Raw genomic sequence first — 22,524 nt, forward strand, 5'->3', positions numbered from 1 at the left:
TCAGATATCCAGCTTGTCGATCATCGGTTGGGTGATCAGGCAGATGCCGCTTTCCGTCCGCCGGAAGCGTTTGGCGTCGAGTTTGGGATCCTCTCCGACGACCAGGCCTTCCGGAATGACGACGCCATGGTCGATCACCACATTCTTGAGCTGCGCCCGCCGGCCGATCTTGACGTTCGGCAGGATGACCGCGCCTTCCAGTTTGGAGAAGGAGTTGGCCCTGACGCCGGTAAAGAGCAGGCTGTTGTTGAGGCTGGCGCCGGAGATGATGCAATCGCCGGAGACAACGGAGGAGGTGGCCGAGCCGCGGCGATCCTCGTCGTCATGGACGAATTTCGCCGGCGGGGTGATCTCGGCATAGGTCCAGATCGGCCAGGACTTGTCGTAGATGTCGAGTTCGGGAACGATCGCCGTCAGGTCGATATTGGCCTGCCAATAGGCATCGATCGTGCCGACGTCGCGCCAGTAGGGCTCGTGCTCGAAATCGGAGCGGACGCAGGATTTGGCGAAGCGGTGGGCGACCGCCTTACCATTCTTGACGATATAGGGGATGATGTCCTTGCCGAAGTCGCGGCTGGAGTTCGGATCGGCAGCGTCGCGGCGCAGCGCGTCGAGCAGGAACTTGGTGTGGAAGACGTAGATGCCCATCGAGGCGAGAGCGAAATCCGGCTTGTCGGGAATGGGCGGCGGATCGGCCGGCTTCTCGACGAAGGCGATGATCTCGTCCTTGTCGTTGACATGCATGACGCCGAAGCCCACCGCCTCCATGCGCGGCACTTCCAGGCAGCCGATGGTGACGTCGGCGCCGGAATCGACATGCTGCTGCAGCATCCACTCATAGTCCATCTTGTAGACATGGTCGCCGGCGAGAATGACCATGTATTCGACACCGTAATCCTCGATGATGTCGATGTTCTGGTAGACGGCGTCGGCGGTGCCTTCATACCACTGCGTTTCCGAGACGCGCTGGCTGGCAGGCAGGATGTCGAAGCTCTCGTTACGCTCTGGGCGGAAGAAGTTCCAGCCGCGCTGCATATGGCGGATCAGCGAATGCGCCTTGTATTGCGTGGCAACGCCGATGCGTCGGATGCCTGAGTTCAGGGCGTTCGACAGGGCGAAATCGATAATGCGGGCCTTGCCGCCGAAATAGACGGCAGGCTTGGCACGCCGGTCGGTCAGTTCCTTGAGACGGCTCCCCCTGCCGCCGGCCAGAACATAAGCCATTGCATCGCGGGCAAGTGGCTGAACACGCTTTTCTACCATTTTCTCCTCCCACCAGTCACTAATTTTCAGGTTCAAGCATGATTGTCGCCAAGGGCGGCAAGGTGATCGAGCAGGTGATGTTGCCGCCGGCATCGACGGCCTGCACGCGCCCGCCATTGCCCTTGCCGCTGCCGCCGTAGATGTCGGCATCGGTGTTCAGGATTTCCCGCCAGCGGCCTGCGGACGGCAGGCGGATCGTATAGTTCTCGCGATAGACGGGGGTGAAATTGGTGATGACGGCGACCGGTTTCTGGCCCGGCGCCTTGCGCAGCCAGGCAAAGACGGAATTCTGGTGGTCGTCGGCGACCAGCCATTCAAATCCCTCGCCCTCGCAGTCACGCTCATGCAGCGCCGGCTTGCTGCGGTAGGTGAAGTTGAGGTCGCGCACCAGGCGCCGCATGCCCTCATGCATGCGGTATTGCAGCAGGTTCCAGTCGAGCGATTTCGCCTCGCTCCACTCGCTCCACTGGGCGAATTCCTGGCCCATGAACAGCAGCTTCTTGCCGGGATAGCCCCACATATAGGCGTAGTAGGCGCGCAGATTGGCGAATTTCTGCCAGTCGTCGCCCGGCATCTTGGCGATCAGCGAGCCCTTGCCATGGACAACCTCATCATGCGAGAGCGGCAGGACGAAATTTTCCGAATAGGCGTAGAGCAGGCCGAAGGTGAGTTCGTTGTGATGGTGTCCGCGGTATATCGGATCGCGGCTCATATAGCTCAGCGTGTCATGCATGAAGCCCATGTTCCACTTGAAGCCGAAGCCGAGACCGCCTTCATGCACGGGCTGGGAGACCTTCGGCCAGGAGGTCGATTCCTCGGCGATGGTCATAACATTGGAATGATTGCCGTAGATGCGGGTGTTGAGGTCCTGCAGGAAGCGGACCGCTTCGAGGTTCTCGTTGCCGCCATATTCGTTCGGGATCCATTCGCCGTGCTTGCGGGAGTAATCGAGGTAGAGCATCGAGGCGACGGCGTCGACGCGCAGACCGTCGAGATGGAATTTCTCGGCCCAGTAAAGCGCGTTGTTGACGAGATAGGAAACGACTTCGGTCCGGCCGAAATTGTAGATCGCCGTGCTCCAGTCCGGGTGGAAGCCCTTGCGCGGATCTTCGTGCTCGTAGAGCGCCGTGCCGTCGAACCAGCCGAGGCCGTGCTCGTCGGTCGGGAAATGCGCCGGCACCCAGTCGAGGATGACGCCGATGCCGACCTTGTGGCAGCCGTTGACGAAACGGGCGAAACCTTCCGGCTCGCCGAACCGGGCGGTCGGCGCGTAGAGGCCTGTCGTCTGATAACCCCAGGAGGGGTCATAGGGGTACTCGGTGATCGGCAGGAATTCGATATGGGTGAAGCCCATGTCGGCGCAATAGGGGATGAGGCTGGAGGCGAGCTCGTCCCAGGACAGCATCGTGCCATCGTCGCGGCGCCGCCATGAGCCGGCATGCACCTCGTAGATCGAGATCGGCTGGCGGCGTTTGTCGGTTTCGCGCCAGTGCTTCAGATGGGCTTCGTCTTCCCACTCCTGTTCCAAATCGGCGGCGGCGATCGAAGCGGTTTTTGGTCGGAGCTCGCTGCGGCGGGCGAAGGGATCGGCCTTCAGCGGCAGCAACACGCCGTCCTGGCCGCGGATCTCGAATTTGTAGGCAACGCCGATCGGCACGTCAGGGGCAAAGATTTCCCAGATGCCGCTGTCGGAGCGGAAGCGCATGACGTGGCGGCGGCCGTCCCAATTGTTGAAATCGCCGACGACGGAAACGCGCTGCGCATTCGGGGCCCAGACGGCGAAGTGGATGCCCTGGGCGCCGTCATGCTTGATGAGGTGGGCGCCCATCTTGTCGAACAGGCGCAGGTGCGAGCCCTGGCGGGCGAAATAATCGTCCATCGGCCCGAGCACCGGACCGAAGCTGTAGGGGTCGGTGACAGCCCATTCGGCATCGCCGCGCCGAGCGCGGTAACGCACCGGCTGGAGCTTGGTGAGGGAAACCGGGCCGGCGAAGAAGCCGTCGGCATGGAGCTGTTTCAATTCGCCGATGACGCTGCCGTCGAGCGTCATGGCGGTGACTTCCTCCGCGCCCGGGATGAAACAGCGAGCGACGAAGGCGTCGCCTGCCTGGTGCACCCCTAGAACGGCAAAGGGATTGGAATGCGAGCCGGCAAGGATCGCCGCGATTTCATCTGCCGAAATTTCCCAGGAAAGCTTTACTTCAGGGACGTTTATCGGCGTTTTCATCCGGCTCTCCAGATTTCGTCTGCATATTGCCTGATCGTACGGTCGGACGAGAACCAGCCCATCCGCGCCGTGTTGTTGATCGTCTTGGTGTACCAGGCGGACTGGTTGGTCCAGATCTGATCGACCTCGCGCTGGGCCTGGGCGTAGGCGTCGAAATCGGCCGCGACCATGAACCAGTCGTGCGAATAGATGCCGTCGATCAGCGAGGTGTAACGGTTGCGGTCATCGGGCGAGAAAACGCCGGAGCCGATGGCGGCGAGCGCCTGAGCGAGTTCGCGCGAGCCCTCGATGATGGCGCGGGGATTGTGGCCATCGCTGCGGACCTTGGCGACCTCGTCGGCCTTGAGGCCGAAGATGACGATGTTGTCCTCGCCGACATTGTCGCGCATCTCGACATTGGCGCCATCGAGCGTGCCGATGGTGAGCGCACCGTTGAGGCCGAACTTCATGTTGCCGGTACCGGATGCTTCCATGCCGGCGGTCGAGATCTGTTCGGAGAGGTCGGCGGCGGGCACCATGACTTCGGCGAGCGAGACATTGTAATTCGGCACGAAGACGACCTTCAGCAGGCCGCGCACCGACGGATCGTTGTTGATCGTGCGGGCGACGTCGTTGATCAGCTTGATGATCAGTTTGGCGTTGTAATAACTCGGCGCCGCCTTGCCGGCGAAGAGTTTCACGCGCGGCACCCAGTCGAGTTCGGGATGCGAGCGGATCTGGTCGTAGAGCGCGACGGCCTCGATGATGTTCAAAAGCTGGCGCTTGTATTCGTGGATGCGCTTGATCTGGATGTCGAACATCGCCGATGGATCGAGCTTGACGCCCATGCGGCTGGCGACGAGGTTGGACAGCGCCATCTTGTTGGCGCGCTTCACCGCTGCAAACTTCTGCTGGAAGCTCGGATCCGAAGCATGCGCCTCGAGCGGCCTTAGCTTCTCGGCATCGTCTAGGAATTCGTCGCCGATCGCCTCGCGGATCAGGCCGGTGAGACCTGGATTGCACTGCTGCAGCCAGCGACGCGGGGTGATGCCATTGGTCTTGTTGTTGATGCGGTCGGGATACAGCTTGTGCAGGTCGGCAAAGACCGTGACCTTCATCAGGTCGGTGTGAAGGGCGGAGACGCCGTTGATCGAATGCGAGCCGACGAAAGCAAGGTTGCCCATGCGCACGCGGCGGTCGCCACTTTCATCGATCAGCGAGATCGAGCGGATTTCCCCATCGGAGAAGTTCTTGCCCTTGCGCGCGTCGATCAGAATCTTGGCGTTGATTGCATAGATGATTTGCATGTGGCGCGGCAGCAGACGCTCGAACAGCGGTACCGCCCAGCTTTCCAGCGCTTCCGGCAGAAGCGTGTGGTTGGTGTAGGAGAAGGTATGGCGGGTGATTTCCCAGGCCTGGTCGAAATCCATGCCGTGCACGTCGCAGAGCAGACGTACGAGTTCGGCCACCGAGACGGCCGGATGGGTATCGTTCAGCTGGATCGCCACCTTGTCCGGCAGCGAGGTGAAATCGTCATATTGCTGCAAATGGCGGCGCAGGATGTCCTGCAGCGAGGCCGACGAGAAGAAGAACTCCTGGCGCAGGCGCAGTTCCTGGCCGGCCGGGGTCGCGTCGGCGGGATAGAGAACCCGGGTCAGGCTTTCGGCCTTGTTGCTTTCGCGCAGCGCTCCGATGTGGTCGCCGGCGTTGAAGGCATCGAGCAGGATCGGATCGATCGGCTGCGCCGACCAGAGACGCAGCGTGTTGACGCGCTTGCCGCGCCAGCCGACGGCCGGCGTGTCGAAGGCGGCGGCGATGACGCGCTCGGCCGGTTTCCAGACGTAGCGCGGCTGGTCGTCATGGGTAGTGATGAATTCGACGGCGCCGCCGAAACCAATTTCATAGGCGCTTTCGCGGCGCTCGAACTCCCAGGGATTGCCGTGGGCGAGCCAGTTTTCCGGCAGCTCCACCTGCCAGCCGTCGGCCAGTTGCTGGCGGAACAGCCCGTGCACATAGCGGATGCCGTAGCCGTAAGCGGGTACGTCGACCGTTGCCATGCTCTCCATGAAACAGGCAGCCAGGCGGCCGAGGCCGCCATTGCCGAGGGCGGCATCGGGTTCCAGGCCGGCAATGACGTTGACGTCAACGCCGAGCGAGGAAAGCGCATCGCGCACCTCCTCCATCAGGCCGAGGTTCGAGACGGCGTCTCGCATCAGGCGGCCGATCAGGAATTCCAGGGAAAGATAATAGACGCGCTTGGCGCCGGTCGCATACACCTCGCGGGTAGAGGCCATCCATCTGTCGATAATGCGGTCGCGCACCACCAGGATCGTCGCCGTCAGCCAGTCATGCGGCTTTGCCACCTTGGCATCCTTGCCGATGCGGTAGGTCAGGCGCTCGATAATTTCTTCGGCGAGAATTTCCGGCTTCGAGCTGCGCGGGGCGGGGGAGGGGATAATCGGCTTGGAAACGGTGTTCATTGTCAGGTCTCGCCAATTTTAATTTGGATTCAGGATGTTATCCCTGATTCAATCAATTTGTCGCTTGTGCCGACGACAGTTTATGCATCGTTACTAAGCACTTGCAACAAAGGATTTGGACAAACGAAAAATTTGCGAAACCTTCGTATTCACCCGGCTCAAGGGGATTGATTTCAATCGCTTTTCCCGATCAGATGGGTGGGACAGCGATAACGAAAAGCCGCGCCGGTTTGTTCCGGCGCGGCTTTTCGTTTTACGTTTCCCGGGCCTTAATCAGTTCGTCAGACGTGTCATCTGAGCAGAGGCCTTCGCTCCGATCGCTTTGAACGCGGCGAGCAGGTCTTCCATTTTTTCCGCCTGGAAATAGTGGGAGTCATCGGAGGCGCAATAATGCAGCAGCGTTTGTCCCCCCGCCGGGGCCATGAAGGCGATCGTATAGATCTCGATGCCCTTGGATTTGGCCGTGTCGCATGTTGCCTTGGTCAGCGTATCATATGAACGGCCGCCGCTGCTATCGTCGTTATTGTCGCCGTCCGTCATGAGGACGATGTACTTTTTGGGTGTTTGCCCGGTCTTCAGCTTGTGGGCGGAGTCTTCGGCGTCGTTCCCCGCAGCATTCTTCGCGGTCAGGGACGAATAGGCGGTGCTCATTGCGCCGCTCGAATTCGTGCCGCCATTCGCCTGAAGTGCGTTGACATAGCTGGTAACACCGGTGGTTCCCCAGGCGAGATTGCTCGGAGTGTATTGGTTGATATCATAGGACACGGCGCCGGTGCGCACGTACTCCGCATTGGGATCGGCGCTGTTCAGTTGGCCGAAGAGATTGCCGGCGGCGATCTTAAGCGCCTCGATCTTGGTGTAGTAATTTGTGCGGCTGCCGGTGCATTTGTCGTAAACCCACTTATTATTCTTGCTATTGTAATGGAGGTTGCAATCGTAGGTGTACGATTCCGTTGGGTCGTCCGCATTGACGGTCGCGGTAGCCTCCCCCATCGATCCTGATTTATCGAGCGCGAGAAACATCGAGATCGAGCCTTGGGTCTGTGAGTGCCCGCCGACCGTCGTGCCGGAGGTCGAGAGATGCTGCGTCTTGAAGCCGACCGCCTGCATGAGCGGATTGACCGTAAGGTCGTAACTCGGTGAAACCGTTACCTGGTAGGATGTCGATTTGCCCGATGTGCTTGTCTGCACATTGACGCTCGTCCCGCTCTTGATATCGACGCCGCTCTGCACGTAATTCGCCATCTGGCCGGCGACGAAATTCTGCGCGAAGGCCTCGGCTTGCGACGTTTGGATCGTGCCGTTCGCTAGCGCCGTAGCGGTCGCCAGCGCCGCTGAATCGGCGGCCTCCTGCAACTGCTGCTTCGAGAGCATCATATCCCCGACCTGGATCGCTACGCCGGCAACCCCGAGGAGAACCGGCGCCATAATCGCAGTCATGATACCGAAGTTGCCGCCTCGATCGCTGAACATGCGACGCAGGCAGAGATGCAAAAAGGAGGTGCTCATCATGTTCACCCAACTGGAAACTCTGTGAGGTGATTAACGCACGCTGCTTCTTTACGCCTGACTTACGACGTCAATAGGATTTTAACGAATCGGCGGATTTTTCCAGTTTTGGGATTATTTCAGCGGGATTACGTCGACGGCCTGGACGGCGCGCTGGCCGCCATAACTCTTCAACACGCCGATGACGGGAACGACGTCGGAATAGTCGCGGCCGTAGGCAACGACGATGTGGTCGGTGCCGGCGGGGATGTTATTGGTCGGGTCGAGTTCGATCCAGCCGATCGTCTGGCCGCACCAGATCCTGACCCAGGCATGCATGGCATCCGCCCCTTCGAGGCGTTCCTTGCCGGGCGGCGGGATGGTGCGCAGGAAACCCGAGACATAGCCGGCCGGAATGCCGAGGCTTCGCAGCCCCAGGATCATGATGTGGGTGAAATCCTGGCAGACGCCGCGCTTCAACCTAAATGCCTCAAGCGGCGTCGTGTCGACTGTCGTCGCGTCGGCGTCGTAGGTGAAATCCTTGTGGATGCGGGCACAGATCGCGTAGGCGATTTGCATCGCCGTCAGATCGGGCATGGCGCAGCTTCGGGCAAAGTCGCTGATCTCGCGCGCCTGGGTCAGGCGCGGGCTTTCGCCGAGAAAGTGGTGCGGCGAATCCGCCGCCAGCGACCAGACGCCTGACAGTTCCTCCGGCAAGTCGGCCAGCAGCGGCGAAAAATCGGCGGCGATCGGCTGGCTTTCCACCTGCACGCGGGCCTGCATGCGAATGTCGAGCGTCTCGTGCGGCGCCCGCAGCATGAAGGCGGTTGCGGGATGATCGAAGAAATCGACGAAATGCGACTGCTCGTCCGGCGTCGGCGAAATTGTGATCGAGCCGGCGACCAGGCGCTGCCTGTTGGTCAGCGACAGCGGCATCAGGCGCATGATGTGGCGAGCGCCGGAGGCCGGCACGTCGTAGCTGTAACCCATGCGCAGCGAAAGATCGTAAAGCATCGCCGTCACCCGAGATAGGTTTGAGCGAGCAGATCGGAAAGCTGCTCCAATTCGCGTTCGAGCCGCTGATAGACCTCTGGCCCCATGCCCTCCGGCGTCATCACCGCCAGGCCCGAATGAAGCCGCATCGCCTCACGGTAGAAGGGCGACATCTGGCCGTTGATCAAGGCGTTCGGCAGTTGCTCGACCTCGTGGTGGATCTCGTTGACCTGGAAGAGGACCGAGCGGGGGTTGAGGGGATCGAGCGCCAGCAGGTCGGTGACGGTCAGCCGCGCCGTGTTGACGTTGTAGCGGCGGCGGTGGGTCATGACGCTGTCGCCGATTTCGAGCAGCATGTCGAGCGCGCCGTCGGGCGCTTCCGGGCCGGACATGTGGCCGAGCAGCCGGGTCATGTGCAGGCCGCGCTCGATATAGCGGCCGAGCGAGAGGAAGCGCCAGCCCATGAAACGGTACATGTTCTCGTGCACAAGGCCGGCAAAGCCCGCAAGCTTGCGCAGAAGGATCGTCATCGCGTGGCTGGCGTCGTCGCCGGCTGCGACGGTGACATGGAAGCGGCGGGCGGTCTTGGCGAGATCGTTGAGCGCCAGCCAGCCATCCGGCGAAAAACGGTCGCGAATATTGCTGGCCGAATAAACGGCGCTGTCGATGTTGCGCAGCAGCGTTTCCGGCACGGGTTCTGCGGTGTCGATATCGACGGCTGAGAGATAGGCGGAGACGTCGGCGAGCAATGGCTGGCTCGGATCGGCGGCTTCGGCGTAACGCGCATGCCAGGCGCGCAGGATGCGCAGCGCCCCTTCGGCGCGCTCGATGTAGCGGCCGAGCCAGAACAGATTGTCGGCCGCCCGGCTCGGCAGGCTGCCCGGCATGTTGCGGGTAAAGCTGCCCTCGGCCGGGAGCAGCGTGTGGCGCTCGACCGGCTTGTCGCTGACGATCCAGACGTCAGCGGCCGCGCCGCCCGACTGCATGGCGATCGCCGCGACATCGGCGCCGGAGCCGATCCGGGCAAAGCCGCCGGGCATGATCTGCCAGCCGTTCGCCGTGCGGGCGGCGAAGACGCGCAGCGACATCGGCCGCGGCACCAGCTTGCCGTCCACCCAGGCGGGCGTCGTCGAGAGCGTCACCACCTCCTGTCCCACCAGTTTCGGGCCGTCCGAACTCAGCCAGTCGGTGATGGAATCCTTGGCGGTCGCCCGCAGCGACGATCCGAGCACGGATTCGCCGTCATCGTCGAAGAAGGGGGCGCGGGAATAGGCCGGGCCGATCACCATCTTCTCGATATTCTTGGCGACGTGCTCGCGCTCTTCCTCCTGGCCGCACCACCAGGTGGCGATCGAGGGCAGCTGCAGATCCTGCCCCAGCAGACGGCGACAGATGGTCGGCATGAAGGCCAGCAGCGCCCTTGTCTCGAGAACGCCGGTACCGAGCGCATTGACGATGGTGACGCTTTCGGCGCGCAGCGCTTCGACGAGGCCGGGCGTGCCGATATGCGAATTCTGGTTCAGCTCGAGCGGGTCGGCAAAGGCCGAATCGAGACGGCGCCAGAGCACGCCGATCGGCTTCAGGCCGGCGACGGTGCGCACCATGACGCGGCCCTTGACGACGGTGAGATCCTCACCCTCGAGCAGCATGAAGCCGAGATAGCGGGCGATATAGGCGTGTTCGTAATAGGTCTCGTTGGCGGGGCCGGGCGTCAGCACGGCGATGCGGTCGTCGCCAGAATGTTTCATTCCCTGCAGCGCATCGCGGAAGGCGCCGAAGAACGAGGCGAGGCGGTGGACCGGCGTTTCGGCATAGATATCCGAGAAGGCACGGGTGGTCGCGACGCGGCTTTCCAGCGCGAAGCCGGCGCCTGATGGCGCCTGCGTCCTGTCGGCCAGCACCCACCAATTGCCATCCGGCCCGCGGCCGATCTCGAAGGCGCAGAAGTGCAGATAATGACCGGAGGCCGGCCGGATGCCGGCAAGCGGACGTTGGAATTCGGGATTGGCGGCCATCAGCGCCGGCGGCAGGACGCCTTCCTCCACCAGCCGGTTGTCGCCGTAGATGTCGGCGACGATCGCCTCCAGCAGGTCGGCGCGCTGGACGAGGCCGGCCGACAGCGTCTGCCATTCTCGCTCGTCGATCAGTACCGGGATATGGGAGATCGGCCAGGCGCGTTCGCCGGTGCCCTTGCTGCCATAGGCACGGTAGAAGACACCGGCGTCTCTGAGGTAGCGGTCGGCGCGAGCAAATCGCTCGGCAAGATCCTTTTCCGGCATTGCGCTCAGATGCGAGAGGAAATGCTGCCAGACCGGGCGGACCCTGCCTTTGTTGTCAACCATCTCGTCGGCGGTGCCGGGAAGCGGCGCATAGTCGAAGGCCGCACGTTTGCCGGTGCGGTCCTCCGTCTCTTCCCTGCGCTCTATTGCCGGCCTCTTACCCATCAAAACCCAAGCTATCCCCCAACCCCGGCATCAAATTCCAGCGGGCCGCCGCAGATCCAGCGTCAGCGGGAATTCCAGCGAGCCCGTCTCGGCGCGCGGGATATAACCGCCCGCCGTATGTCCCCACGGCTCGAAGCGGGCGAGCCGCCTTGCTTCCGCCTCGTTGCCGTTGACCGGGAAGGTGTCATAGGTCCGGCCGCCCGGATGGGCAACATGATAGATGCAGCCGCCGATCGAACGCTTCGACCATGTATCATAAATGTCAAAAGTCAAAGGCGTGTTGATCGGCAGCACAGGATGCAGACCGGAGGCCGGCTGCCAGGCCTTGTAACGGACGCCGGCGACCGACACGCCCGCCGTGCCGGTCGGCGTCAGCGGCAGCGTGCGGCCGTTGCAGGTGACGGTATAACGCGCCGTATTGCTGGTTTCGAGCCGCACCTGAAGCCGTTCGACGGACGAGTCGACATAGCGGACGGTGCCGCCCGGCGCGCCTTCTTCGCCCATGACGTGCCAAGGCTCCAGTGCCTGGCGCAGTTCCAGTTTCGAGCCCTCGTATTCGACTTCGCCGCAGAAGGGGAAGCGGAATTCGAGCTGGGCCTTGAACCATTCCGGGCTGACGTCGAAGCCGTTTTCGCGAAGGTCGGCAAGCACGTCGAGGAAATCGGCCCAGACGAAGTGCGGCAGCATAAAACGGTCGTGCAGGGTCGTGCCCCAGCGGACGAACTTGCCGTCGACCGGGTTGATCCAGAAGCGGGCGATCAGCGCGCGCACCAGCAATTGCTGGGCAAGCGACATGCGAGCGTTCGGCGGCATCTCGAAGCCGCGGAACTCGATGAGGCCGAGCCTTCCGGTCGGGCCGTCGGGCGAAAACAGCTTGTCGATGCAGATCTCGGCGCGGTGGGTGTTGCCGGTGACATCGGTCAAAAGGTTGCGGAACAGCCGGTCGACCAGCCAGGGAAGCGGCTGCTGGCCGCGACCGGGGGCAGCGATCTGCGCCATGGCGATCTCCAGCTCGTACAAGCTGTCGTGACGGGCCTCGTCGATGCGCGGCGCCTGGCTGGTCGGGCCGATGAACATGCCGGAGAAGAGGTAGGACAGCGAAGGGTGGCGCTGCCAGTGGAGGACGACGCTCTTCAAGAGGTCGGGACGGCGGAGGAACGGGCTGTTGTTCGGATTGGCGCTGCCGACGACGACATGGTTGCCGCCGCCGGTGCCGGTATGACGGCCGTCGATCATGAACTTGTCAGCGCCGAGCCGGGTGGCCCGCGCCTCCTCATAGACCGCAGTGGTGATGTCGACGCATTCCTTCCAATTCGAGGCCGGATGAATGTTGACCTCGATGACGCCGGGATCCGGAGCGACGCGGATGACGTTGATACGCTCGTCCGGCGGCGGCGGGTAGCCTTCGATATGAACGGGAAGCTTAAGTTCGGCCGCAGCGTTTTCGGCCGCGGCGATCAACTCCAGATAATCCTCGATGCGCTCGACCGGTGGCATGAAGACGCAGAGCCTGCCGTCGCGCGGCTCGACCGACATGGCGGTGCGCACGGCGCCGCCGATCTCACCGAGCGTCTGTTCGATCCGGCCGCGATTGCTCTCGCCAGCCTGGAAGGAGGCTTCCGGCATGGCGCGGCCAGCCGGCACGAAGACATCGGGCAGCGGTCCGCGCGGGATCGTCGGATCGGCAGGGTGGATATAGGGATAACGTGCCGGGGGAACATAAGGCAGGGTGCCGAGCGGTAGGCGGTAACCGATCGGGCTGTCGCCCGGGACGAGGAAGATCCGGCCGCGGCGGCTGCGCCATTTCTCGCTGATCCAGACGCGGCTTTCGGCCGCCTTGGCGTTCCATGCCTGAACCGGGAGGACGTAACCTGTGGCGACGGTAAGGCCGCGGGCAAAGACCCGGGCGATGCGGTTACGCTCTTCGGGATCCTTCAGCTTCGAATTCGCCGGATCGACGTTTTCGGGAAGATTGCCTTCCTTGATGATCCAGTCGGCTGGATCCTCGTAGGCCGGCTGCACCATGTCGGGCTTGATCGCCAGTTCTCTTGCGATTGCCGTCAGCAGTTTCTCGGCATCCTCGGCGGTAACGCCGGTATCCTTGCCTTCGGCCGCGACCAGATCGAGGTTCTGCCAGACCGGCTTGCCGTCGCGACGCCAGTAGAGCGAGAATGTCCAGCGCGGCAGGCTTTCGCCCGGATACCATTTGCCCTGGCCGTAATGCAGGAAGCCGCCGGGGGCGAAGCGTTCCTGCAGCCTGCGGATCAGGCTGTCGGCCTTTTCGCGCTTGGTCGGGCCAACGGCGGCGGTGTTCCATTCTTCGGACTGGAAATCATCGATCGAAACAAAGGTCGGCTCGCCGCCCATCGTCAGGTGCACGTCCTCGGCCTCGAGGACACGGTCGACCGTCTCGCCGAGTTCGTTGAGCTCCTCCCAGCTTTCGTCGGAGAAAGGCTTGGTGATGCGCGGATGTTCGGCGACGCGCGACACCTTCATGTCGAAGGCGAATTCGGTTTCGGCCTCGCCGAAATAACCGCCGGAGATCGGAGCGGCATTGCGGTAGTGCGGGGTGGCGGCAAGCGGGATGTGGCTTTCGCCGGTCAACAGGCCGGAGGTCGGATCGAGGCCGACCCAGCCGGCGCCGGGCAGATAGACCTCGGCCCAGGCATGCAGGTCGGTGAAATCGACTTCGGTGCCGGAGGGGCCGTCGAGCGCCTTCAGATCTGGCGTCAGCTGGATGAGATAGCCGGAGACGAAGCGGGCGGCCAGGCCGAGATGACGAAGGATCTGGACGAGCAGCCAGCTGGTGTCGCGGCAGGAGCCCTTGGCACTTTCCAGGGTTTCCTCTGGCGTCTGCACGCCGGTTTCCATGCGGATGACATAGCCGATCTGCCGCTGCAGGCGGGCATTCAACCCGACGATCATATCGACCGTCGGCTGGCCGGGCGACCAGTCGAGCGTCGGCAGCAGCGCCTTCAGCCGCGGGCCGGCCGGTTCCGGCGTCATATAGATCGACAGATCTTCTTGGATCGTTTCCGGATAGCCGAAGGGCCATTTGGTCGCCTCTTCCTCGACGAAGAAGTCGAAGGGATTATAGACCGTCATGTCGGCGACGAGATCGACCTCGATCTTGAACTCGGTCACCGGGTCCGGGAAAACGTAGCGGGCGAGGTAATTGCCGTAGGGGTCCTGCTGCAGGTTCACGAAGTGGTTTGAAGGCGTGACCTTCAGCGAGTGGCTGAGCACCCTCGTCTTCGAATGCGAGGCAGGTTTCAGCCGGATGATCTGGGGGCCGAGGCGGACCGGCTTGTCATAAGTGTAATGCGTCAGATGATAGATACTGGCTTTGATCGACATATTTCTCTTTTTATCCGGCTCGCATCGTCGTGCGGCTTGCTGTTCCCGACATCAGTGTGTGCAATGCAGCGAAATAAAGCAAGGAGGGCAGAAGGCTTTTAAGCCGCCTTGGCAAAGGTGACGACCGCCTTCAGACCCTTTCCGTTCAGGCCTGGCTCCAGCGTCAGGTCGGCGTTGAAAAGATTGGCGATTTCCTCGACGATCGGCAGGCCGAGGCCAGTGCCTTGCGCACCAGTTTGATTGCCGCGCGAAAAACGCCCGCGCACTGCCTCCAGTTTATTGCGGGGAATACCGGGGCCGTTGTCCTCGACTTCGAGGCGGATCGTCTCCGTGGCTGCAATGATGCGGACGGTGACCTCCGCCCCTTTGCCGGCATAGGCGATGGCATTTCCGGCAAGGTTGCGCAGCATTTCGCCGATCAGCAACGGTTCGGCGCGGATCATCGCCGGGCTCTCGCCCTCGAAGCCGAGATCGATACCGGCGACGGCAGCGGTCGGGATCTGTTCGCCGGTGATTTCCTGGGCGATGGCGGCAAGATCGATGGCGGAGGCGGTCAGCGCCTCCTTGGCGGTAGCGGCGTCGATCTTTGCCATCAGCAGAAGCTGCGCGAGGATGCGTTCGGCATGCGCCACGGCCTGATCCCCCTTCAGCGCTGCCGCCTGGGCCTCCGTAAGCGAGCCGGCGCGGGCGGAAAGGGCGAGCTGAGTGCGGATGATCGCCAGGGGCGTGCGCAGCTGATGGCTGGCATTGCCGGTGAAATGGCGCAGCGCATCGAGCGCCGATTGCAGGCGGACCATGAAGCTGTTCACCGTATCGACCAGCGGCTCGACCTCGCTCGGCACGGTCTGCTCGATCGGGTGCAGGTCATCGGGGCTGCGTTCGCCGATGGCATCGCCGAGTTTGTAGAGCGGGCGCAGAGCCACGGTGACCGAGATCCAGACGATGACGGCGGCACCGGCGATCATGAAGGCGAGGCGCAGTGCCGAGCGCACGAGGATCGCTTGCGCCAACTGCCGTCGGGCGATCGTGGTTTCGGCGACCGTCACCACGAAGGGCACGGAGCGAATGCCTGTCGAGGCGGAGCGTTCGAGCGTGGCGACGCGGATCGGCTCGCCGCGGAAGGTGTCGTCGGCGAAAGCGGCAGCATTGGCTGGCGTTTTCTTTAGGACCGGCAGCGACTGGTAGCCGGTGATGAATTTGCCCGGCGGACCGTCGACGCGGTAGAAGACGCGGTCCTGCGCGGCCGAGGTCAGCATTTCAAGCGCGACATAGGGGATATCGACCTGCAGCGAGCCGTCCTCGGCAACGACGACACGTTCGGCGATCGCCAGCGCCGAGCCGGCGAGAACACGGTCGGAGACGATGTTCGAGGTCTGCACAGCCTCGCGATAGGTATCGGCAAGCGCCAGCGTGCCGATGACGGCCGTGGAGACGAGCAGCCAGAAGAGAAGCCGGCGCCTGAGGGAATAGGCTGATCTCATGAGGCCTCAGGGAGCTTGTCGAGATAATAGCCGATGCCGCGGGCGGTCTTGACCGTCAGGCCGTGCGGCGAGAGACGTTTCCTCAGGCGGCTGACATATTGCTCGATGGCGTTCGAGGAAATGTCGTCGTCGAAGGCCGTCAACGACTGAATGATCGCTTCCTTGGCGACGACCTTGCCGGCCCGCATGAAAAGAATTTCGAGCAGCCCGAGCTCGCGGGCGGGAATATCGAGCGGTGTGGCGCCGGCCGAAAAAGCGCGGGAATTGAGATCGAAGGAGATGCCGCCAAAACTGACGGTCGCCGAGCGCAGGCCCGCCTGGCGGCGCAGAAGCACGCGCACGCGGGCCTCGAATTCAGCTATGTCGAAAGGTTTGATCAGATAGTCGTCGGCGCCGAGATCGAGGCCCTTCACCCGTTCTTCCGGCGTGCCGCGCGCGGTCAGGATGAGGACGGCCGCCTGGTTCTGCCGGGCGCGCATGGCACGCAACACGTCGAGCCCGTCCATCTCGGGCAGGTTGAGGTCGAGAATGACAAGATCGAAATTTTCCGCGGCGATGACCGCATTGGCGGATGCGCCGTCATGGACGACATCGACGGCATGGCCCGTGCCGCGCAAGATCGCCGACAGGCCGTCGGCCAGCGCGATATTGTCTTCGGTAAGCAGGATGCGCACGGATGTCCCCTGTTTTTCAAGGGAGATTACAGAGGTGAGGGAGCGATGTCACAGCGATTTTGAAGATTGGTGAACGGCCGTGGGAAAGCCGATTTCAGCTCCCGGTCCTTTCGATCCGTTCGCGCTGCATCATTGCGGCGGCCAGTAGTCTCCGGAAGCGGGGATCGTCGCGGATGTTGTCGAGATCGGAATCATTGTTGAACCATTTGATGTGGTAGACGGAGCTGTGCGGCAGCAGCCTCTCAAGGAGATCGATCGCCTGGTCGACATCGCCGAGGACGGAATAGACGCAGGCGAGATTATACTGCGCGACGATGTCGTCGGGATCGATGGCGATGGCGCGGGCGGCCCAGTCGCGCGCTCTCTTGGTATCGCCCATATGCGCAAGCGCCAGCGCGCCGCGATGGGCCGGGCCGGAATTTTCCGGATTGAGGTTCAGCGCGCGTTCGGCGCGCAGCAGACCGAGACGCGCCCAGTTTTCCGTATCCAACACACGGCCGAGCGATCGGTAGGCCGACATCAGATGGATCGGCGAGACGTAGTCGTCAGGGCGGATCGCGGCGGCGCGGGTGAAATATTGAACCGATTCGGCAAAGTTGCCGTGCATGAAGAAGAACCGGGCATAATGGAAATTCGCCTCGAACAGGTTCGGGTCGAGCGCCAGGGCACGTTCGAAGGCCGCCGCCGCTCTGTCATCAAAGCCGCTCTGATGCAGGGCCAGACCGTGAGAGGCATGGGCCTCGGGAAGGTCGGGATCAAGTGCCAGCGCGCGGGCGCTCATCTCGAGGATGCGCCGCAGCGGCACGTCGTCAGGAGCCCAGTCGCGGATCGCCGCGTCACAATCGGCGATGCCGGCATAGGCGCGGGCATAATCCGGGTCGAGCTCGACCGCCTTGCAGAACATCCGCCTTGCGAGCTGGAGATAGGATTTGGTCCAGGTGTGGGAGAGCTGGCGGCCGCGGAGATAATAAGTATAGGCCTCGACATTGGCGGTCGGCTCATTGGCGATCGCCTTCTTCTCCTCCGGCAGCAGACGCACCTTCAACTGGCCGACGATCGCATGGGTGATCTCATCCTGGATGGCGAAGATGTCGGTCAGGTCGCGGTCGTAACGTTCGGCCCAGAGGTGATCGCCATTGGCGGTGTCGATCAGCTGGCCGGAAATGCGAACGCGATTGCCGAAAATGCGCACACTTCCCTCGAGCACGTAGCGCACGCCAAGTTCCTGGGCGAGCCGTTTCACCTTCACCGATATGCCCTTGTAGGTGAAGATGGTATTGCGCGGCACCACGTGCAGGCTGGAGATCTTGGAGAGATCGGTGATGATGTCTTCGGTGATGCCGTCGGAGAAATAGTCCTGGTCGGCATCGCCGCTCATATTGGTAAAGGGCAGCACGGCGATGAAGCAGGTATTGCGGTTCTGCGCGACCAATTTCGCCGAGGAGGGCGGCGCCAGGGTGACGGTATAGACCTGAACCGGCTGCCGGATGTTCTTGAGCATATGCTCGCCGATGAACTCGAAGCCGAGATTGAGGCGCGCGCCGACCTGATCGCGTACCGAGGCCGAGACGGCGATGCCGCCCGGCGCTGCGATACGCTCAAGCCTGGCGGCAAGATTGACGCCGTCTCCGAAGATATCGCCGTCCTCGACCACGACATCACCGAGATTGATGCCGATACGAAATTCGACGCGTTCGTCCTTGGGCACGTTCTCGTTGCGGGCCGCCATGCTGCGCTGGATTTCGGCAGCACAGGCGACGGCATTCACAACGCTCTGGAATTCGGCAAGGATGCCGTCGCCGGTAAGTTTGACGATCCGGCCCTTGTAGTCCGAAATCCGAATGTCGACCAGTTCGCAGCGGTGGCGGTTCAGCGCCTGCAGCGTGCCGGCCTCATCAATGCCCATCAGTCGGCTATAGCCAACGACATCCGCAGCGAGAATAGCGCTCAGTCGTCGTTCCATGACCCCTCCCATGGATCTTCCCAGAATAGTCCTAGCTTTTTATAGAGTTTTTGTCGCGTAGAGTCGTCCCACGAATAACAAAATTCGGGCGGTTTCGACGGTTTGACACGGCAGCGCGACCATATAGCGTCGCCGATCTTCATCAATACTCTGAATGGGTGAAGGATGGCGTTCGACGCTAATCCTTTGTGGTGAAATGGCGATCATAATCGGAGAAAGCGGAGTGATGTGCTTTGGACGATGCTTCGGGGTCGGTATTCGATCGAGTGGCCCTTGATCGGTTTGGAGGCGTGAACCATGTGCACGGCCGGGAGGAAGATGGCCAGGGTATGCAACACCGTCGACAATGTGATTCGCGGTTGCTGCGAGACCGGCGCCGGCTATTGTGGGCGGCGTTTGTGCGCGACGGAGATTTTGAATGACAGGTTCGGCCCGGCATTTTCTGGAGTTTCATGATATTCCGGAGGCCGGGCTTCGATCGATTGTCGCTCGCGCGGGCAAGCTCGCCGAAGCCTGGGATGAGCGTGCAATGCCGCAGAGCCTTACGGGAAAACGCGTCGCGCTGATTGTCGACGACGGCGGCTGGCGCAATACGAGTGCCTTCGATCTCGGCGTCCAGGCGATGGGCGGTATCTGCGTGCATGTGCCGATCGGCTTCAATACCAGGGAGGAAACCGGCGATCTTGCGGGTTATCTCGGCAACTGGTTCGACATGCTGGTGATCCGCACGAAGGAGCTTAATACATTGAAGGCGGTGGCGATAGCCGCGCCGGTGCCTGTCATCAATGCACGCACACGCTCCAACCATTCTTGCGAGACGCTCGGTGATCTTGCCTATATTATGAGCCGGCGCGGCTCGATCGACGGGTTGAAGGTCGTTGGCGTGGCGGCGGACGCAAATATCCTCCGCTCCTGGGTCGAGGCGTCGATCGCATTGCCGATCAAGGTGGTGCAGGTCTATCCCGAACGCTGGCACATAAGTGATGCGGCCCTGCTCAACGAGCGGTTTCGCGCGAGCACCGATATGGGCGAGCTATCGGATGCAGGCGTCGTCATCACCGATTCATGGCCGGGGGATTCCGTCTCGGAGGCGCTCGCCGGCTACCGGATCGGGACCGATATTCTCGACCGCTTGCCAGAGGATGCGATCTTCCTGCCGTGTCCACCGGTGACACGCGGCCAGGAGGTGACGGCGGAGGCGATGGAGCATTCGCTTTGCCAAAGTCGCGCCGCCAAGGCCTTCCTGCTGCACGCACAAAATGCGCTGATGGAATGGGTCGTCGCCTAGCTCCACCGCCCTTGCTCCCCTCGGCATGCTGAGGCATTGTTGCGGCATGAGGAGAGTTTTCATCTTGCTGCTGGCGTTCTGGCCGGGCTTTGCGCTGGCCGATCAGGCTTTCTATGCGGCGAAATCCGGCAATGCGGATGCGCCGGTGTTGACGGTTTATTCCTCGCTCGACGAGCCGTTGGCGCAGCCGATGATCCGGGGTTTCCAGGAAGCCAATCCCGACGTCGCGGTCAAATACGAGGACATGCTGACCGGCGATATCTACGACCGGATCGTCCGTGAGACGGATGCCGGCAAGAAGACGGCGGACTTTGCCTTTTCCTCGGCGATGGACTTGCAGGTGAAGCTGTCCAATGACGGATATGCGCAGGTCAGCAACCTGCCGATGAGTGCTGCATGGCCGAAATGGGCGAACTGGCGCAACACCGCCTATGCGCTGACCTTCGAGCCGGCGGTGTTCGTCTATCACAAGCCGAGTTTTGTGCATGAGCCGGTGCCGAGCTCGCGGGCGGAATTCGTCGGTTACCTGACCCGCAAGGGCAACGAGGTCTATGGGCGGATCGGCACCTACGATATCGAGCGCTCCGGCGTCGGTTTTCTGTTCATGGCGCGTGACCAGGAGCAGTTCGGCGATATCTGGTCGGTGATCGGAGCGATGGGGGCTGCCGGCGTCAAGCTCTATTCGACGAGTTCGGCGATCCTGGAGCGTGTTGCCGACGGGCGCTTCGTGCTCGGCTACAATATTCTCGGCTCCTACGCGGCCGACTGGGCCTCGCGCTATCCGGATGTCGGCATCGTACTGCCGAAGGACTATACCGTGGTAATGTCGCGGATCGGGCTGGTGCCGCAGGCGGCGGCCGAGCCGGAGCTCGGCCGGCGCTATCTCACCTTCTTCATGTCGAGGGAAGGGCAGACGATCATGGCGCGCGAGCTGCAGATCCCAGCCGTCAGCCCCGAGGTGGCTGGCGAAAATACCGCCAATACGCTGCAGGAACTGCTCGGCGCCCAACTGCGGCCGGTGCCGGTCAGCCCCGGGCTGATGGTCTATCTCGACCAGGTGAAACGGGCGCGGCTGATCGCACACTGGAACGAGGTGTTGCGGGCGCAGTGAAGCGTTTCAGGGGTCGGCCGGTCCACACAGAGGACCCCAGTTTAGACCGGCGCCCGGCAATTACGGCAAAAAAGTGGCCCCTTCTCCTGGATATCTCACCGATGTCAGCTAAATGACAGCTTGTTGTGGTGGCTTTGGCTACTTCTTCTCCGTGGAGGCGGAGAGCTGAAGCCTTGGGAGGTATTCTGCTCGTCATTCAGGACGCTTGCGTCCGCTGGCCAGCCGTTCCTCCCGATTCCTAAAGAATAACAGGCGGTTTGCTCAGCCGCCCACGGAGGACACATCGTGAAGCACACATTCATCGCAACCCTTCTTGCCGCGACCATCGCGCTGCCGGCCTATGCGGCCGACTACACCATCATCGCGCCGGCTGCGCCCGGCGGCGGCTGGGACCAGACGGCCCGTTCGCTGCAGACGGCGCTGCAGCAGGAGAAGATCGCCGGCAACGTGCAGGTCCAGAATGTTCCGGGCGCCGGTGGCACCATCGGTCTGGCACAGTTCAGCAGCCAGGCTGCCGGCAATCCGAATTCGCTGATCGTCGGCGGCTATGTCATGGTCGGCGCGATCCTCACCAACAAGTCGCCGGTGACGCTCAAGGACGTCACGCCGATCGCGCGTCTGACCGGTGAATATGAAGCCGTCGTCGTTCCTGCCTCTTCCGAGATCAAGACGATGGCCGATCTGGTTGCGGCGCTGAAGAAGGATCCGGGCGCGGTTTCCTGGGGCGGCGGTTCGGCCGGCGGCACCGACCACATCACGGTCGGCCTGATCGCCAAGGCTTCCGGCGTCGATCCGACGAAGATCAACTACGTTGCCTTCTCCGGCGGCGGTGAAGCGCTCGCCGCCATTCTCGGCGGCCAGGTCACAGCCGGCGTCTCGAGCTACAGCGAGTTCGAATCGCAGGTGAAATCCGGCACGCTCCGTCTTCTCGCCGTCTCCAGCGACAAGCGCATCGACGGCGTCGATGCCCCGACGCTGAAGGAAGCCGGCACCGACGTCACCATCCAGAACTGGCGCATGGTTGCCGCAGCCCCGGGCTTGTCGGCAGAGCAGGTGGCAGGCGTCACCGCCGATTTCGAGAAGCTGCATAGCTCGGCCACTTGGCAGGAAACTCTGAAGACCAAGGGCTGGGCCGACACCTATCTGTCAGGCGACGCCTTCAAGGCGCAGCTCGAAAAGGATGTCTCCGCCACCGAAGGCATTCTCAAAGATATCGGACTTGTTCAATGAGCGAGGATAACACCTCCTCGGCAACCACACGCCGCCCTGATTGGGCGGCGTTCATCATTGCCGTTTTCCTCTTCGTCGTCGCCGGCGTAATGGCCTGGGATGCCTCGCATCTGAAGACGATCGCGCAATACGACCGCATCGGCCCGGCGACGGTGCCTCAAGTGGTGGCGTTCGGCCTCTTCTGTCTCGGGGTCTGGACCGTCGCCGAAGCCTGGCGCGGCGAGTTTCCGGAGCGCGACCGGCAGGAAGTGGCGCCCGTCATCTGGATCGTCGCTGGTCTTGCCGGCCAGATGCTGCTGCTGCGTGTCGCCGGTTTCTCGATTGCCACCGGCATCCTCTTCGCACTGACGGCTCGCGGTTTCGGCAAACGCAAGCTCTGGTTCTCGCTGCCGCTTGGCATCGTCCTCAGCTTCGTCGTCTGGGCGATTTTCTCGCAGCTGCTGCAGTTGACGCTGCCGGCCGGCCCGCTCGAACATCTGTTCTTCTGATCGCGCGGACGCGCTGTCAGCTCTTTTGATTTTACGCGGCGCCTGACCTCGAAATCAC

14 protein-coding genes are annotated in these 22,524 nt (G+C 62.4%); 4 read left to right on the forward strand and 10 right to left on the reverse strand.

The genetic code is table 11. From position 1 onward, the window contains the following. The 10 genes from glgC to OS035_RS15360 form a co-directional block, all read right to left on the reverse strand. Positions 1 to 1,263, reverse strand: a complete 1,263-nt coding sequence (gene glgC / locus OS035_RS15315) for a glucose-1-phosphate adenylyltransferase (protein ID WP_097628730.1) — start codon at positions 1,261 to 1,263, stop codon at positions 1 to 3. Positions 1,264 to 1,282: 19 nt separating this feature from the next. Further along, on the reverse strand, positions 1,283 to 3,490 hold the full coding sequence (glgB, locus tag OS035_RS15320; RefSeq protein WP_183778609.1) for a 1,4-alpha-glucan branching protein GlgB: 2,208 nt from the start codon (positions 3,488 to 3,490) through the stop codon (positions 1,283 to 1,285). After that, positions 3,487 to 5,949: a glycogen/starch/alpha-glucan phosphorylase gene (locus tag OS035_RS15325; protein WP_183778611.1), complete on the reverse strand. Its 2,463-nt coding sequence runs from the start codon at positions 5,947 to 5,949 to the stop codon at positions 3,487 to 3,489. Before OS035_RS15325 ends, glgB begins: the two co-directional genes overlap by 4 nt. A 273-nt stretch (positions 5,950 to 6,222) precedes the next feature. Next, positions 6,223 to 7,458: a vWA domain-containing protein gene (locus tag OS035_RS15330; RefSeq protein WP_331813906.1), complete on the reverse strand. Its 1,236-nt coding sequence runs from the start codon at positions 7,456 to 7,458 to the stop codon at positions 6,223 to 6,225. A gap of 114 nt (positions 7,459 to 7,572) precedes the next feature. Continuing rightward, on the reverse strand, positions 7,573 to 8,451 hold the full coding sequence (locus OS035_RS15335; protein WP_183778613.1) for a transglutaminase family protein: 879 nt from the start codon (positions 8,449 to 8,451) through the stop codon (positions 7,573 to 7,575). A 5-nt stretch (positions 8,452 to 8,456) separates the two neighbouring features. Next, on the reverse strand, positions 8,457 to 10,874 hold the full coding sequence (locus OS035_RS15340; RefSeq protein ID WP_097628734.1) for a circularly permuted type 2 ATP-grasp protein: 2,418 nt from the start codon (positions 10,872 to 10,874) through the stop codon (positions 8,457 to 8,459). Positions 10,875 to 10,904: 30 nt separating this feature from the next. Next, positions 10,905 to 14,231 carry a transglutaminase family protein gene (locus tag OS035_RS15345; RefSeq protein ID WP_183778614.1) on the reverse strand — a complete coding sequence of 1,109 codons (3,327 nt, stop codon included), beginning with the start codon at positions 14,229 to 14,231 and terminating at the stop codon, positions 10,905 to 10,907. A gap of 98 nt (positions 14,232 to 14,329) precedes the next feature. Then, positions 14,330 to 15,712 (reverse strand): sensor histidine kinase, encoded by a 1,383-nt coding sequence (locus OS035_RS15350; protein ID WP_097628736.1) that lies wholly within the window; start codon positions 15,710 to 15,712, stop codon positions 14,330 to 14,332. Next, a complete protein-coding gene (locus OS035_RS15355; RefSeq protein WP_054184216.1) occupies positions 15,709 to 16,386 on the reverse strand; it encodes a response regulator in 678 nt (225 codons plus the stop codon). Before OS035_RS15355 ends, OS035_RS15350 begins: the two co-directional genes overlap by 4 nt. Positions 16,387 to 16,480: 94 nt before the next feature. Continuing rightward, the gene (locus OS035_RS15360) at positions 16,481 to 18,349 is read right to left on the reverse strand and encodes an adenylate/guanylate cyclase domain-containing protein (protein ID WP_097628737.1); all 1,869 of its coding nucleotides are present in this window, start codon (positions 18,347 to 18,349) and stop codon (positions 16,481 to 16,483) included. Between the two features lie 418 nt (positions 18,350 to 18,767). Between OS035_RS15360 and OS035_RS15365 the strand changes: the two genes are divergently transcribed. The 4 genes from OS035_RS15365 to OS035_RS15380 all read left to right on the forward strand — a co-directional run bounded on the left by OS035_RS15365 (position 18,768) and on the right by OS035_RS15380 (position 22,466). Then, positions 18,768 to 19,637, forward strand: a complete 870-nt coding sequence (locus tag OS035_RS15365; protein WP_331813851.1) for an ornithine carbamoyltransferase — start codon at positions 18,768 to 18,770, stop codon at positions 19,635 to 19,637. Positions 19,638 to 19,701: 64 nt separating this feature from the next. Beyond that, positions 19,702 to 20,748 (forward strand): ABC transporter substrate-binding protein, encoded by a 1,047-nt coding sequence (locus tag OS035_RS15370; RefSeq protein WP_097628739.1) that lies wholly within the window; start codon positions 19,702 to 19,704, stop codon positions 20,746 to 20,748. Between the two features lie 285 nt (positions 20,749 to 21,033). After that, positions 21,034 to 21,978 carry a Bug family tripartite tricarboxylate transporter substrate binding protein gene (locus tag OS035_RS15375; protein WP_097628740.1) on the forward strand — a complete coding sequence of 315 codons (945 nt, stop codon included), beginning with the start codon at positions 21,034 to 21,036 and terminating at the stop codon, positions 21,976 to 21,978. Then, complete coding sequence (locus tag OS035_RS15380) at positions 21,975 to 22,466, forward strand: tripartite tricarboxylate transporter TctB family protein (protein ID WP_012558939.1); 492 nt, start codon at positions 21,975 to 21,977, stop codon at positions 22,464 to 22,466. Before OS035_RS15375 ends, OS035_RS15380 begins: the two co-directional genes overlap by 4 nt. Positions 22,467 to 22,524 lie beyond the last annotated feature (58 nt).

The sequence above is a fragment of the Rhizobium sp. 268 genome, from assembly GCF_036571585.1.
In the GTDB taxonomy this organism is placed as follows: domain Bacteria; phylum Pseudomonadota; class Alphaproteobacteria; order Rhizobiales; family Rhizobiaceae; genus Rhizobium; species Rhizobium redzepovicii.